This window comes from Enterobacter sp. BNK-13, from assembly GCF_048685015.1.
Lineage (GTDB): Bacteria > Pseudomonadota > Gammaproteobacteria > Enterobacterales > Enterobacteriaceae > Enterobacter > Enterobacter quasiroggenkampii.
Genome location: NZ_JBLQTP010000001.1, coordinates 1,378,243 through 1,392,234, shown reverse-complemented (window position 1 = coordinate 1,392,234; position 13,992 = coordinate 1,378,243). Strand labels below are relative to the sequence as shown.

Sequence of the window (13,992 nt, the reverse complement as noted above, 5' to 3'; positions counted from 1 at the left end):
AACCGTAAGCTTTGGTAATCATTTTTCCGAAAAATTCAGATAAATCAGGGTACTAATGTCTGAAACCGCCCCTCGCAACCTCCACCTTTTCCGAAAAACCTCCTGATACAGACTGTTACCCATTACAGCCCGGTTTCGTTTAACAACAATTGTTCGTTCGTCTATGGCAATAAGGTAGTTGCGAACAATGAAGCAAAAAGCATTATGGATTAACCAGATAAAAGGGCTGTGTATCTGCCTGGTGGTTATCTATCATTCGGTTATCACGTTTTATCCGCACCTGATCGGGCTGCAACACCCGCTCTCCGGCCTTCTCGCCAAATGCTGGGTCTATTTTAATCTCTACCTCGCCCCCTTCCGTATGCCGGTCTTTTTCTTTATCTCCGGCTATCTGATCCGTCGTTATATTGACGAGGTGGACTGGCGAACCAGTCTCGACAAGCGAATCTGGAGCATTGTCTGGGTCCTGGCGCTGTGGGGGATTCTGCAATGGCAGGCGCTGACCCACCTGAATGCCTGGCTGGCCCCCGATCGTGAGCTTGCCACCTCGTCGAACGCGGCCTATGCCGATTCCCTCCCGGGATTTGTGCGAGGCATGCTCACCGCCAGCACCAGCCTGTGGTATCTGTATGCCCTGGTTGTGTACTTCACGCTGTGTAAACTGCTGAGCCGCTGGAAGCTGCCGATGCTGGGGCTGCTGGCGCTGGCAAGCATCGCGATCAACTTCCTGCCGCTGCCGTGGTGGGGAATGAACAGCGTGGTACGCAACATGATCTACTACAGCCTCGGGGCGTGGTATGGCGCAGCGCTGATGACGTGGATGAAAAACCTCAGCCTGCGCCGCAGCTGGCTGACAACCGGCGCTTTCGCCGCCGTCTCCGTGGTGCTGTGGTTTGCTAACGTTCCGCTGCTGCTCTCATTGCTGTCTATTGTGCTGATCATGAAGCTGTTCTACAGCTTTGAGCAGCGCTATGCCGTTCACCCTGACAACCTGCTGAACGTGATTGGCTCCAATACCATTGCGATTTATACCACCCACCGCATCCTCATTGAGGCCTTCAGCCTGTTCCTGATTGGCGAGATGAATGCCGCTTACTGGCCGGTCTGGGCCGAGCTATCCCTAATTCTTGTCTATCCGTTTGCCAGCCTGCTGATCTGTACCCTTGCCGGACTCGGGGTGCGCAAGATCTCCACCGCGCTGTTTGGCGACGTTTTCTTCTCTCCGCCTTCACCGCTCACGCTGTCACCCACCACCCGTTAATGCCCTCACCGCCCCCCTTCCGGGGGCGTATAATCCCGCCGTGCGGTTACGATTTGCTTATGTAAAACGATCGAGGATAATAAAGACATTGCGTATCAGTGATATGCCCCAATACTGTTGGTATATCCATAAGAGACTCTGACATAGCCATGCCTGAACACTATCGTTATTCCTTGCCTGTCAAAGCGGGCGACCAGCGCCAGCTGGGTGAACTCACGGGCGCAGCGTGCGCCACGCTGGTAGCGGAAATCGCCGAGCGTCATCCTGGCCCGGTGATCCTGGTTGCCCCGGACATGCAAAATGCCCTGCGCCTGCACGATGAAATTCGCCAGTTCACCGATAATCTGGTGTTCAGCCTGGCCGACTGGGAAACGCTGCCCTATGACAGCTTCTCTCCACACCAGGAGATCATCTCCTCGCGCCTGTCGACGCTCTATCAACTCCCGACCATGCAGCGCGGCGTGCTGATTGTGCCGGTGAATACCCTGATGCAGCGCGTCTGTCCGCACAGCTACCTGCACGGCCACGCGCTGGTGATGAAAAAAGGCCAGCGCCTGTCCCGTGATGCCCTGCGCGCGCAGCTTGACGGTGCCGGCTATCGCCACGTCGACCAGGTGATGGAGCACGGGGAATACGCGACCCGCGGCGCGCTGCTCGACCTTTACCCGATGGGCAGCGACCAGCCGTATCGTCTGGACTTTTTCGATGATGAAATCGACAGCCTGCGCGTCTTTGACGCCGACACGCAGCGCACGCTGGAGGAAGTGGAGTCCATCAATTTACTGCCCGCACATGAGTTCCCGACGGACAAAACCGCTATCGAACTGTTCCGCAGCCAGTGGCGCGATAAGTTCGAGGTGAAGCGCGACGCGGAACATATTTATCAGCAGGTCAGCAAAGGCACGCTGCCTGCCGGGATCGAATACTGGCAGCCGCTGTTCTTCAGCGAGCCGCTCCCTGCCCTGTTCAGCTACTTCCCGGCGAATACCCTGATTGTTAACACCGGGGATATCGACGTCAGCGCCAGCCGCTTTGAAAGCGAAACCCGCGCTCGCTTCGAAAACCGGGGCGTTGACCCGATGCGTCCGCTGCTGCCGCCGGAAGCGCTGTGGCTGCGTACCGACGAGCTCAACGCCGAGCTGAAGCGCTGGCCGCGCATGCAGCTGAAAACCGATTCGCTTGCCGATAAGGCCGCCAACACCAACCTCGCCTTCCGGACGCTGCCGGACCTGGCCGTCCAGGCGCAGCAGAAATCCCCGCTGGATAATCTGCGCAAGTTCCTGGAGTCCTTTACCGGCCCGGTGGTGTTCTCCGTTGAGAGTGAAGGCCGCCGCGAAGCGTTAGGTGAGCTGCTGGGACGCATTAAGGTGGCGCCGAAGCGCATCCTGCGCCTGAGCGAAGCGACCGGAAACGGCCGTTACCTGATGATTGGCGCCGCCGAGCACGGTTTTATCGACACGCTCAACAACCTGGCGCTGATTTGCGAAAGCGACCTGCTGGGTGAGCGCGTCGCGCGCCGTCGTCAGGACAGCCGTCGAACCATCAACCCGGACACGCTGATCCGCAACCTGGCCGAGCTGCATCCGGGCCAGCCGATTGTTCACCTGGAGCATGGCGTTGGACGCTATCAGGGGATGACCACGCTGGAGGCGGGCGGCATCAAAGGTGAATACCTGATGCTGACCTACGCCAATGATGCCAAACTGTATGTCCCGGTGTCGTCCCTGCATCTGATCAGCCGCTACGCGGGCGGGGCCGAAGAGAACGCGCCGCTGCACAAGCTGGGCGGCGATGCCTGGGCGCGCGCGCGCCAGAAGGCCGCGGAAAAAGTGCGCGACGTGGCCGCCGAGCTGCTGGATATCTACGCCCAGCGCGCGGCCAAAGAGGGCTTCGCCTTTAAGCATGATAAGGAACAGTATCAGCTGTTCTGCGACAGCTTCCCGTTTGAAACCACGCCGGATCAGGCTCAGGCTATTAACGCCGTGCTGAGCGACATGTGCCAGCCGCTGGCAATGGACCGCTTAGTCTGCGGCGACGTTGGCTTCGGTAAAACCGAAGTGGCGATGCGCGCCGCCTTCCTTGCGGTGGAAAACAACAAGCAGGTGGCGGTGCTGGTGCCGACCACCCTGCTCGCTCAGCAGCACTTCGACAACTTCCGCGACCGCTTCGCCAACTGGCCGGTACGCATCGAGATGCTGTCACGTTTTCGCAGCACCAAAGAGCAGACGCAGATCCTGGAGCAGGCCAGCGAAGGCAAGATCGATATTCTGATCGGCACCCATAAGCTGCTGCAAAGCGACGTGAAGTGGAAAGATTTGGGGCTGCTGATTGTCGACGAAGAGCACCGCTTCGGGGTGCGTCATAAAGAGCGCATCAAAGCGATGCGCGCCGACGTCGATATCCTGACCCTGACCGCAACGCCGATCCCGAGAACCCTGAACATGGCGATGAGCGGCATGCGCGATCTGTCGATTATTGCCACGCCACCGGCGCGCCGTCTGGCGGTGAAAACCTTCGTCCGCGAGTACGATAATCTGGTGGTGCGTGAGGCCATTCTGCGTGAAGTGCTGCGCGGGGGTCAGGTCTATTACCTGTACAACGACGTGGAAAACATCCAGAAAGCGGCCGACAGGCTGGCGGAGCTGGTGCCGGAGGCGCGCATTGCTATCGGTCACGGGCAGATGCGCGAGCGCGAGCTGGAACGGGTGATGAACGACTTCCACCACCAGCGCTTTAACGTGCTGGTGTGCACCACCATCATCGAAACCGGGATCGACATTCCGACGGCGAACACCATCATCATTGAACGTGCGGATCACTTTGGCCTGGCGCAGCTTCACCAGTTGCGCGGCCGCGTCGGGCGTTCGCACCATCAGGCCTACGCCTGGCTGCTGACGCCGCATCCAAAAGCGATGACCACCGACGCGCAAAAGCGCCTGGAAGCCATCGCCTCTCTGGAAGACCTCGGTGCAGGCTTCGCACTGGCCACGCACGATCTCGAGATCCGCGGTGCCGGTGAACTGCTGGGTGAGGACCAGAGCGGCTCGATGGAGACCATCGGCTTCTCGCTCTATATGGAACTGCTGGAAAACGCGGTTGATGCCCTGAAGGCCGGGCGCGAGCCGTCGCTGGAAGATCTCACCAGCCAGCAGACCGAGGTCGAGTTGCGCATGCCTTCCCTGCTGCCGGACGATTTCATTCCGGACGTGAATACCCGACTGTCGTTCTACAAGCGCATCGCCAGTGCGAAAACGGAAAACGAGCTGGAAGAGATTAAGGTTGAGCTGATCGACCGCTTTGGTCTGCTGCCCGATGCGGCGCGAAATCTGCTGGATATCGCTCGCCTGCGCCAGCAGGCGCAGAAGCTGGGCATTCGCAAGCTTGAAGGCAACGAAAAAGGCGGCGTAATTGAATTCGCGGAGAAGAACCACGTCAACCCGATGTGGCTCATCGGTCTGCTGCAAAAACAGCCGCAGCATTTCCGTCTGGATGGCCCAACGCGTCTGAAATTCACCCAGGAACTGACGGAGCGCAAAACCCGTATGGACTGGGTGCGTAACTTTATGCGCCAGCTGGAAGAGAACGCGATCGCCTGACCTCCATTCCCCTCTTAACTAAGGAATTTCATGTAGTTTATTAACCGGAAGCGATGAAAGTTGCTTCCGGAAAATGAATAGCTTACAGCGACACCCTGGTCCGGCTGTAAATCGCTGAGGCGTTTCCTGACCGCGTAGCGGCGATTTACCGCCGGGAGCCCGGGTCGCCAGGGTGGTGGTGACTGAGCCACCCTGGCACGTTCACAGGTCATGTCGTTACAGAGTACTAAGGGACATAAAGTGAACGGAATGACCACCAGAGTCGTATGTTCCCCCTCACCCCAGCCCTCTCCCTCAAAGGAGAGGGGGTCGTCCGTGCAGGCATTATTTTATGGGGATCCCTTCCCCCGTTAGCCCAGCGCTACGGGGGGACAATTTACAAACTCTTTGCACTTCACCCGATCTTCCCGACACACCCATTCGCCATAATTATCATTAACGCCTTATAAAACAATAACCTTATCATTTGCATGGATTATGGTGATGATGACCTTTTCGCGTTTTACTCGCTGGTTAACCCTGTTTGCGCTGGCAGCCACCGTCGCGGTGGCGCTTCCTGCTCGCGCAAATACCTGGCCTCTTCCTCCGCCCGGCAGCAAAGTGGTGGGGGAAAACCGCTTTCATGTGGTTGAATATAATGGCGGTTCGCTGGAAGCCATTGCAAAAAAATATAACGTCGGTTTTCTGGCTCTGCTGCAGGCGAACCCCGGCGTCGACCCGTACGTTCCGCGCGCGGGCAGCGTGTTGACTATCCCGTTACAGACGATCCTGCCGGACGCCCCGCGCGAGGGGATCGTGATAAACCTGGCGGAGCTACGTCTGTACTATTACCCGCCGGGTAAAAATGAGGTGACCGTCTACCCGATTGGTATTGGTCAGCTGGGCGGCGACACCCTGACGCCGACGATGGTCACAACCGTCTCGGATAAACGCGCGAATCCAACCTGGACCCCGACGGCCAATATTCGTGCCCGTTATAAAGCTCAGGGCATCGATCTTCCGGCCGTGGTGCCGGCAGGCCCGGATAACCCGATGGGTCACCACGCGATCCGCCTGGCGGCCTACGGTGGCGTTTACCTGCTGCACGGAACGAACGCGGACTTTGGCATCGGCATGCGCGTCAGCTCCGGCTGTATTCGTCTGCGCGATGACGATATCAAAACGCTGTTTAACGTTGTTACGCCGGGTACCAAAGTGAATATCATCAATACGCCGATTAAGGTTTCTGAGGAGCCGGGCGGCGTGCGCCTGGTCGAAATTCACCAGCCGCTATCGAAAAACATTGACGATGACCCGCAGACGCTGCCCATTAACCTGAATGCCGCAATGGTGAGCTTCAAAACGAATGCGAATACCAACAGCGTGGTGATGGAGCGTGCAATGGAGGCCCGCTCAGGCATGCCGACCGATGTCACCCGGCACCATGATGTAATCCAGCAATCGATGTAAATCATAAATAAAAAAACGCCCTGCTCAGCAGGGCGTTTTTTATTGCAGTGGCATAAATGAGGGTTTATGCCCGGCTTATTTGTAGATGACGGCGGTGCCGTGCAGGGTGTTAGGACCGGTCACAGAGGTGATGCGGTAAGATTTAGCACCCATCTCTTCCGCTTTTTGTGCCAGCTGATCTTCCAGTGAACCCAGGTTAGTACCGGCAGACGCAGAGATCGTCCCGACTTTATGCTGATCGACCGGGGTGGACTGTACTTGTACAGCCGCAAAGCTTGCGAAAGAAAGTGAACTCAGAACAGCAGCAGCGATGAGGGTTTTTACGTTTTTCATGATGTTTACCTTTAGCAGATGAATTTGGAGGTCGTTATCTATTTAGTTAACGATCGATAGTTAAATCATAAATGTGATCCAGGTCACGCGTCAACATAATTTTATAACGACCATTAACTTAATTTTAAAGTCGTTATTTTTCATATAGATATGATTAATATATTTTTAAGCATTCAGCACTGGTGGTGGGTTGCGTTTATTTTTATAATGGTTATTCACCAAACCAACAGAGGACCAACGGCACATGACAACCGACGTCACGAGTTGTGCGAAGAAAAGCCGTGGCCGACCAAAAGTGTTTGACAGGGATGCAGCGCTTGATAAGGCCATGACTCTCTTCTGGCAACATGGGTATGAAGCAACCTCGCTTTCCGATCTGGTAGAAGCTACCGGAGCCAAAGCGCCGACGCTGTATGCCGAATTTACCAATAAAGAGGGGCTGTTCAGGGCGGTGCTGGACAGATACATTTCACGCTTTGCGGCGAAACATGAAGCCCAGCTATTTTGTGAAGAGAAAAGCGTCGAACAGGCGCTTCGGGATTACTTCACCGCCGTCGCGACCTGCTTCACCAGTAAAGATACGCCTGCGGGCTGCTTTATGATTAACACCTCTGCCACCCTGGCGGCGTCCTCGAAAGAGATTGCCAATACGGTGAAATCGCGTCATGCGATGCAGGAGGAGACGCTAAGCGCCTTTCTGGCACAGCGCCAGCAGCGCGGTGAAATCCCTGCGCAGTGCAACCCCCAACTGCTGGCACAATACCTGAGCTGTATTTTGCAGGGGATGTCGATCAGCGCCCGTGAAGGGGCAACGCTGGAAAAACTGCAGAATATTAGCGAAACCACGCTGCGGCTGTGGCCTGAGCTCCTCAAAATCTAAAACAAAAAAAAGCTCCTCAGCCTGAGCGCATGAGGAGCTAAATTCAGAGAACATCTTTTTTACACTTTGTTATTCAGAACCAGCTGACCATTTCCATCCAGTGGAATTTGCGTGCCAGGGTCTTTGTCCATGCGGATTTTGCCCTGCTGATCGCCAATTTTGTACGTCACGTCATAGCCCAGCATTTTTTCCGACTTGTCATAGACGGTTTTGCAGCGTTGCTGAGTCGTGGTGTAGGTATCGTTATCCTGCATCGCACCCTGCACCTGGTTACCGGCATAGCCGCCACCCAGCGCGCCGACCACGGTCGCCACATCTTTACCCCGGCCGCCGCCGAACTGGTGACCAATCACGCCACCCGCTACCGCGCCCAGAACAGAACCGGCGATACGGTTTTCATCCTGCACCGGACGACGATGCGTCACGGAGACGTTACGGCACTCCTGACGAGGCGTTTTTACCGTTTCTTTAATCGGTGTAGCAGAAACCACCTGCGCATACTGCGGGCCGCGATCTAATACGTTGAGACTGGCAACGGCAGCCACACCTAACGCAGCCGCGACGCCAATCCCTATACCCGCCAACATTGATTTATTCACGGGACTTCCTCCTTTGTTGCTATTGGTAACAATTTTGCAATGGAGGCACGGCTTCGCCAATCAGATAAAGGATCAAAAAAGGGACGTTCAGAGGAGATATATTGTATTTAGGAGAACTCTTAAGCACTCAATCTGTGATCTACAGCATGAAATGCTAAAAACTCCCTCCGGAGAGCCCGGAGGGAGTGAAAGATTAGTGCAGCTTCAGACGCGGACGGATCACGCGGTTGATTCTGCCCACCAGCATCATCAGCCCGGTTTTGAAGTAGCCGTGCAGCGCAATCTGGTGCATACGGTAGAGGGAGATATACACGAAACGGGCAATGCGCCCTTCTACCATCATCGAGCCGCGCATCAGGTTACCCATCAGGCTGCCGACAGTAGAGAAGTTTGACAGAGACACCAGAGAACCATGGTCTTTGTAGACATAGGCCTTCATTGGCTTGCCTTTGTACTGCGCCAGAATGTTGTGCAGGACCAGGCTTGCCATCTGGTGTGCGGCCTGCGCGCGCGGCGGCACAAATCCACCCTCAGGACGGGCGCAGGAGGCGCAGTCACCGATAGCAAAGATTTCAGGGTCACGCGTGGTTTGCAGCGTTGGCTCCGTGACCAGCTGGTTAATGCGGTTGGTTTCCAGGCCGCCGATATCTTTCATAAAGTCAGGCGCTTTGATACCGGCCGCCCAGACCATCAGATCCGCTTTGATATACTCGCCGTCTTTGGTGTGCAGGCCGCCTTCGTCGGCGCTGGTCACCATGGTCTGCGTCAGCACCCGCACGCCCAGCTTGGTGAGTTCATTGTGCGCCGCACCGGAAATACGCGGAGGCAGCGCAGGCAGAATGCGTTCACCGGCTTCGACAAGCGTGACGTTCAGCGCTTCATTCGTTAACCCTTTGTAACCGTAGCTGTGCAGCTGTTTCACCGCATTGTGCAGCTCCGCAGACAACTCAACGCCCGTCGCACCGCCGCCAACAATGGCGATATTTACCTTACCGTTCGCACCCATATTGCTGGTGTACTTCAGGAACAGGTTCAGCATTTCCTGATGGAAACGACGCGCCTGGTGCGGGTTATCGAGGAAGATACAGTGCTCTTTCACGCCCGGCGTGTTGAAGTCGTTGGAGGTACTGCCGAGCGCCATGACCAGCGTGTCATACGGCAGCTTGCGCTCAGGAACCAACAGCTCCCCTTTTTCATCACGCAGTTCTGCCAGAGTGATGGTTTTGCTTTCACGGTTGATGTCCACCACCGAGCCCAGCTGAAACTGGAAATGGTGGTTGCGCGCGTGTGCCAGATAGCTGAGCGCGTCCACGCCCTCGTCCAGAGAGCCGGTCGCCACTTCATGCAGCAGCGGTTTCCACAGGTGGCTGTGGTTACGATCCACCAGCGTGATTTTGGCTTTTTTACCGCGCCCCAGCTTCTTACCCAACTGTGTCGCCAGCTCCAGCCCGCCAGCACCACCGCCTACAATCACTATCTTTTTCAATGGCGTAGTCAACGTGACCCCCTCAAATTATTAACCAATTGTTAATTAAAAGTTATAAAAATAACCCTTAATTAACAACAGGTTACAGCACTGAAACCATTCAGGTGCATTGAGAATACCACGTCAGGCGCATTGGTCATACCAAAATTGATATGCATCAAGTTTTGATGGCTTAAAAGTAGACAATTCTGGTCAAAAAGAAAGCCCGGCACGCTTTCGCGGCCGGGCTTTGATGCCTGCAAACAGAGGATTAACCCAGCGTTTTAAACGCTTTGATACGCTGCAGGTGTGGGGAGATGTTTTTGAACTTGTGGGTCTGTTCTTCGTCCCAGACGATCTCATAGTAATGATGCAGAAGTTCTGCAGCCCGGTGGCTGTTGAGCGCCTCATCGTTACGCGACAGGATCACCAGACAGCGGTCACGGTTTTTCTCACGAAAATTGCTGACGCACTTGGTCGCAATATCGACATACTCTTCCGGGCGGTCGATTTTGCCTTCCATGTTTTCGTTCGGGAAAAGGTTGGGATTGAATACCACCTGACGGATGTCACACAGGAAGCCAATCCGCTCTGCCCAGTAGCCGCCCAGCCCCACGCCGCAAATCAACGGCCGATCGTCGACGTTGAGCTGCAACATCTTGTCCACCTCTTTGAGCAGATGCTGCATATCATGCTTCGGATGGCGCGTGCTATAGCTGATCAACCGTACATCCGGATCGATAAACTGCAGCTGCAGCACCTTCTCATGATTACCAGGACTGTTTGAGTCAAAACCGTGTAAATAGATGATCATCGTCTTCTCACCACGCTACGCCTTCCGGGAGGGTTTACAGGCTGGCTTTATGTGCCTGCCAGTGCTCATTCAGGTCTTCAAGCCGGGCGTTGACCGTCTTCCAGCGCGCCGAATCCATCAGCTCCTGACGGCTAAATGAACCTTTATGATACAATTGTGTAACACGCTCTGCATTGATCGGCGACAGGTTATCCAGCACGCTAACGGCACCTTTACGATTATTGCAGACCAGGATCATATCGCAACCTGCATCCAGCGACGCCTGACCGCGTTCAGCGTAGCTGCCCATAATCGCCGCCCCCTCCATAGACAGATCGTCAGAGAAGATCACGCCATTGAAGCCCAGTTCCTGACGCAGAACGGTTTTCAGCCAGTGCGGAGAGCCGCTGGCAGGGCGCGGGTCAACGTCGCTGTAAATCACGTGCGCAGGCATGATGGCATCCAGCTTGTTGTCAGTGATAAGCGACCTGAACACCGACATATCTTTGGCGCGAATTTCCGCTTCCGGGCGCGGATCGCGCGGGGTCTCTTTATGCGAGTCCGCCGTTACCGCCCCATGACCCGGGAAGTGTTTGCCGGTGGTTTTCATCCCGGCATCGTGCATGCCGTCAATGAACCGGGTCGCCATGGCCAGCGCAATGCGCGGATCGTCATGGTACGAGCGCTCGCCAATGGCGGCGCTGATATGCCCCACGTCCAGAACCGGGGCAAAACTGATGTCGATATCCATGGCAATCATTTCGCTGGCCATCAGCCAGCCGGCCTCCTGCGCCAGTTTCCCGCCCTCTTCCGTGCCGAGCAGCGCGGCAAAAGACTGGGCCGCCGGCAGGCGGGTAAACCCTTCGCGAAAACGCTGCACGCGGCCGCCTTCCTGATCGACGGCGACCACCAGATGATTGCGCGACGCGGCGCGGATCTGACGCACCAGCTCACGCAGCTGCGCCGGATCGTGATAGTTGCGGGTAAACAGGATCAGACCACCCACCAGCGGATGCGCCAGAATTTCACGCTCCTCCGCATCCAGTTCAAACCCTTCTACATCCAACATGACTGGACCCACATCCACCTCTCTTATCCTTTCGTTTGTAACTGACGCCAGGCATCGTCTGCCAGCGCAATAAAGTGTTTGTCTCTGGACTGCTGATAGCGCATTTCAAACCAGCCAGCCATTAACATGACGACCCAGGGCCGCCAGCGTTTGACCTGACGCCTCAGCGCGTCGGCGTTGATATGTGCCACCTCGGCGTAGTCCCTGATCAGCGCCTGCCGCGCAGCGTCACTCTCCGTCCAGACTGCCGCCAGCTCCAGCGCCACATCGCCATCTCCGGCATATTCCCAGTCGATGAGCCTGATGCCCGCTGACGTATGCACAATATTTCCGGCATGAACATCCATGTGCAGCGGCGAGAGCCGAATCGGCTGCGGCTCGCCCGTTTTACGCAACCGCTTGAGATGCGCCAGCCACACTGGGGTGCGTCTGTCAGGCGCGGCCTGCTGCCAGTAGCGTTCCAGCAGCGGGTATAACGTGATTCGCCATCCCAGACGTGGCTGCCGGTGCAGATGATACAGCATCGCCGCGAGCGCCGGCGTGTCCGGCAGCGCGCTTTTCACGTCACCGTCCAGATAGTCGACGGCCATCCAGCTCTCTCTGAAAAAACGGGGGGCAGGCACGAGATCTGACGGAAGACGCCTCAGGGCGCGAAACTGACGACGGAAATGGGAGGCAGGCGCATAGGGGTCGTGATGTTGCCGCAAGACCAGACGTCGTTCGCCCTGCGCTATAATGCAACTCGCGCCGCCAAGCCCAGAGTGGGCCTGCGGCGCGATAAGGCGGTACTGAGGAAAATAGCGCGTCAGAATCTCTTCTCGCGTGCTGTCATTGTTGCGTAACCGCACCTTTACCTGACCAGATAATCTCGCCTGTCTGAACCAGCATCAGCTGCATCTGCAGGGCCGGTGTATTCACGTTACCGGTGGCGTTAGAGTACAGCACATACTGTGCGCCAACGTTACGGGCAATGCCGATCGCCTTGCTGCGTGTGCCGAGACTATCCTGCGGTGACAGGCCCAGCTGCTGTTTGGCTACCGCGAGCTGCTGAGCCGAGACGAGCGTAAACTTACCGTTGTTTGCCAGGGCGTTGCGCAGCGTTTCAGTCGCTTCGCCCGCGTTCAGCGAACCGTTGGTACGGTTGTTCACGCTATCAACCAGCAACACGCTACCTGCCGTCACGCCCTGTGACTGCAGCATTTTGCCGACCATGGGCTGCATTGCGCCGTTCCAGTCGTAATGGCGCACGCGCGGCGTGGGCTGGGACGTCTGGTCCGGATGCTCGATCGGACCTGGCTGTGCCGGTATAGACGGTACGGACGGCACGGTTGGCTGCGGCTGCGTTGGCTGTGTCGGCTGTTCAGTGCCCGGTTTCGCCTCTTCCACAGGAGCTGGCTGTTCAGTTCGGGTCACACACCCCGCCAGGAACAGCGCGAAAGCTGTCACGAGCGCATAGCGGCTCAAGTTTTTAATCAAGGTTCACCCCTTAGAGATAAAGATAAAGTCTCACCTTATGCGCACCCAGATAGTTGGCGCTGCCATAGAGCGTTACCGACGATCTGGCCGGAATGGTGACGCTGCGCGGCGCCTCCAGCGGATGCATTTCGAGACCTCTTACGTCATACCAGAAAAAACGGTAGTGGACCGTCACGGGTTCGTGTCTTTCATTAAAGAGCGTAGAGGAGGCAGATGAATTAATTTCACTGATGGTCAGCGCGGGTTGTTGCGCCGTGATGCCCGCGGCAAGCACGGAGGATTCCATCACCAGTGTCTGTTCATCGTTCACGGGGATCGCCGGGCGCGAACTGCACCCCACAATCATCATCGTCATTACCAGCGCTGCAATACGCCCTTTACGCATGTCAAAGACCTTTATGTGCCAGCATCGGCCCCAGAGGACGTCCACCCAGCAGATGCATGTGAATATGATAAACTTCCTGGCCGCCATGACGGTTGCAGTTCATGATCAGACGGTAACCGTCTTCTGCAATCCCTTCCTGTTCGGCGATTTTCGCGGCCACCGTCAGCATACGACCTAATGCCACTTCATGCTCGGTTTTTACGTCGTTTACGGTCGGAATCAGAATATTGGGAATGATAAGGACGTGCGTCGGAGCCTGAGGTGAAATGTCCCGAAAAGCCGTTACCAGTTCATCCTGATAGACGATATCCGACGGAATTTCGCGACGGATAATTTTACTGAAAATCGTTTCTTCAGCCATGACCTATTCCTTTTTTGATTAATCAGGCGCGATGCGTCCGCTGTTAACACACGCTCTGGATGAGGGTGTGACACAATTCAAGAGTATGAGCGAGTTTCTCCTGTCCTTTCAACCTCCTCCCTCGATTTCTTTCCCGAATGTTCATCAGCTGAGTGAAGAGTGACCGCTCGCGGGCCTTAATGGGCTGAAACATTATTTCAGTTCCGGTCGACACATCTGTTTACAGCATTAATAGCAATGCGTATATTTCGCATTTGCATTTTCATGCGCATTTTTAACATAGAAAACGACGCCAGCCCGCGTCCGCGGGACTGACGCATACCCT

The 13,992-nt window shown here is 56.1% G+C and carries 13 protein-coding genes; 4 read left to right on the top strand and 9 right to left on the bottom strand.

Annotation, left to right across the window (positions count from 1 at the left end; all coding sequences use genetic code 11):
* Positions 1–187: 187 nt before the first annotated feature.
* The 3 genes from ACMGGQ_RS06605 (at position 188) to ldtC (ending at position 6,306) form a co-directional block, all read left to right on the top strand.
* Entirely contained in the window at positions 188–1,261 is a 1,074-nt protein-coding gene (locus ACMGGQ_RS06605; protein ID WP_420289738.1) for an acyltransferase family protein, read from the top strand.
* 149 nt (positions 1,262–1,410) lie between these two features.
* A complete protein-coding gene (mfd, locus tag ACMGGQ_RS06600; protein ID WP_095442446.1) occupies positions 1,411–4,857 on the top strand; it encodes a transcription-repair coupling factor in 3,447 nt (1,148 codons plus the stop codon).
* 483 nt (positions 4,858–5,340) lie between these two features.
* The gene (gene ldtC, locus ACMGGQ_RS06595; protein WP_420289737.1) at positions 5,341–6,306 is read left to right on the top strand and encodes a L,D-transpeptidase LdtC; all 966 of its coding nucleotides are present in this window, start codon (positions 5,341–5,343) and stop codon (positions 6,304–6,306) included.
* 75 nt (positions 6,307–6,381) lie between these two features.
* Here the strand turns inward: ldtC and bhsA are convergent, their stop codons facing one another.
* Positions 6,382–6,639 (bottom strand): multiple stress resistance protein BhsA, encoded by a 258-nt coding sequence (bhsA, locus tag ACMGGQ_RS06590; RefSeq protein ID WP_045910210.1) that lies wholly within the window; start codon positions 6,637–6,639, stop codon positions 6,382–6,384.
* A 244-nt stretch (positions 6,640–6,883) separates the two neighbouring features.
* On the opposite strand from bhsA, the gene comR reads away from it, so the two are divergent.
* On the top strand, positions 6,884–7,519 hold the full coding sequence (comR, locus tag ACMGGQ_RS06585; protein WP_028015740.1) for a TetR family copper-responsive transcriptional repressor ComR: 636 nt from the start codon (positions 6,884–6,886) through the stop codon (positions 7,517–7,519).
* A 59-nt stretch (positions 7,520–7,578) separates the two neighbouring features.
* Here comR and ACMGGQ_RS06580 read toward each other — a convergent pair whose 3' ends face one another.
* The 8 genes from ACMGGQ_RS06580 to hinT all read right to left on the bottom strand — a co-directional run bounded on the left by ACMGGQ_RS06580 (position 7,579) and on the right by hinT (position 13,667).
* On the bottom strand, positions 7,579–8,118 hold the full coding sequence (locus ACMGGQ_RS06580; protein ID WP_008500779.1) for a glycine zipper 2TM domain-containing protein: 540 nt from the start codon (positions 8,116–8,118) through the stop codon (positions 7,579–7,581).
* Between the two features lie 193 nt (positions 8,119–8,311).
* Positions 8,312–9,616, bottom strand: coding sequence for an NAD(P)/FAD-dependent oxidoreductase (locus tag ACMGGQ_RS06575; protein WP_008500780.1), 1,305 nt, complete (start codon positions 9,614–9,616; stop codon positions 8,312–8,314).
* Between the two features lie 238 nt (positions 9,617–9,854).
* Positions 9,855–10,397, bottom strand: a complete 543-nt coding sequence (ycfP, locus tag ACMGGQ_RS06570; protein WP_008500781.1) for an alpha/beta hydrolase YcfP — start codon at positions 10,395–10,397, stop codon at positions 9,855–9,857.
* A gap of 34 nt (positions 10,398–10,431) precedes the next feature.
* Positions 10,432–11,457: a beta-N-acetylhexosaminidase gene (nagZ, locus tag ACMGGQ_RS06565; RefSeq protein WP_420290558.1), complete on the bottom strand. Its 1,026-nt coding sequence runs from the start codon at positions 11,455–11,457 to the stop codon at positions 10,432–10,434.
* An 11-nt stretch (positions 11,458–11,468) separates the two neighbouring features.
* Positions 11,469–12,293 carry a thiamine kinase gene (thiK, locus tag ACMGGQ_RS06560; protein WP_420289736.1) on the bottom strand — a complete coding sequence of 275 codons (825 nt, stop codon included), beginning with the start codon at positions 12,291–12,293 and terminating at the stop codon, positions 11,469–11,471.
* Positions 12,274–12,921: a penicillin-binding protein activator LpoB gene (gene lpoB, locus ACMGGQ_RS06555; RefSeq protein ID WP_420289735.1), complete on the bottom strand. Its 648-nt coding sequence runs from the start codon at positions 12,919–12,921 to the stop codon at positions 12,274–12,276. Before lpoB ends, thiK begins: the two co-directional genes overlap by 20 nt.
* 10 nt (positions 12,922–12,931) lie before the next feature.
* Positions 12,932–13,306, bottom strand: a complete 375-nt coding sequence (locus ACMGGQ_RS06550) for a YcfL family protein (protein ID WP_045910208.1) — start codon at positions 13,304–13,306, stop codon at positions 12,932–12,934.
* 1 nt (position 13,307) lies between these two features.
* Positions 13,308–13,667 carry a purine nucleoside phosphoramidase gene (gene hinT / locus ACMGGQ_RS06545; protein WP_008500786.1) on the bottom strand — a complete coding sequence of 120 codons (360 nt, stop codon included), beginning with the start codon at positions 13,665–13,667 and terminating at the stop codon, positions 13,308–13,310.
* Positions 13,668–13,992: the final 325 nt, after the last annotated feature.

Coding starts and splice junctions, on each gene's coding strand:
- bhsA (WP_045910210.1), bottom strand. CDS start 6,639: ATGAAAAACGTAAAAACCCTCATCGCTGCTGCTGTTCTGAGTTCACTT.
- ycfP (WP_008500781.1), bottom strand. CDS start 10,397: ATGATCATCTATTTACACGGTTTTGACTCAAACAGTCCTGGTAATCAT.
- mfd (WP_095442446.1), top strand. CDS start 1,411: ATGCCTGAACACTATCGTTATTCCTTGCCTGTCAAAGCGGGCGACCAG.
- ACMGGQ_RS06605 (WP_420289738.1), top strand. CDS start 188: ATGAAGCAAAAAGCATTATGGATTAACCAGATAAAAGGGCTGTGTATC.
- ldtC (WP_420289737.1), top strand. CDS start 5,341: ATGATGACCTTTTCGCGTTTTACTCGCTGGTTAACCCTGTTTGCGCTG.
- hinT (WP_008500786.1), bottom strand. CDS start 13,667: ATGGCTGAAGAAACGATTTTCAGTAAAATTATCCGTCGCGAAATTCCG.
- ACMGGQ_RS06550 (WP_045910208.1), bottom strand. CDS start 13,306: ATGCGTAAAGGGCGTATTGCAGCGCTGGTAATGACGATGATGATTGTG.
- comR (WP_028015740.1), top strand. CDS start 6,884: ATGACAACCGACGTCACGAGTTGTGCGAAGAAAAGCCGTGGCCGACCA.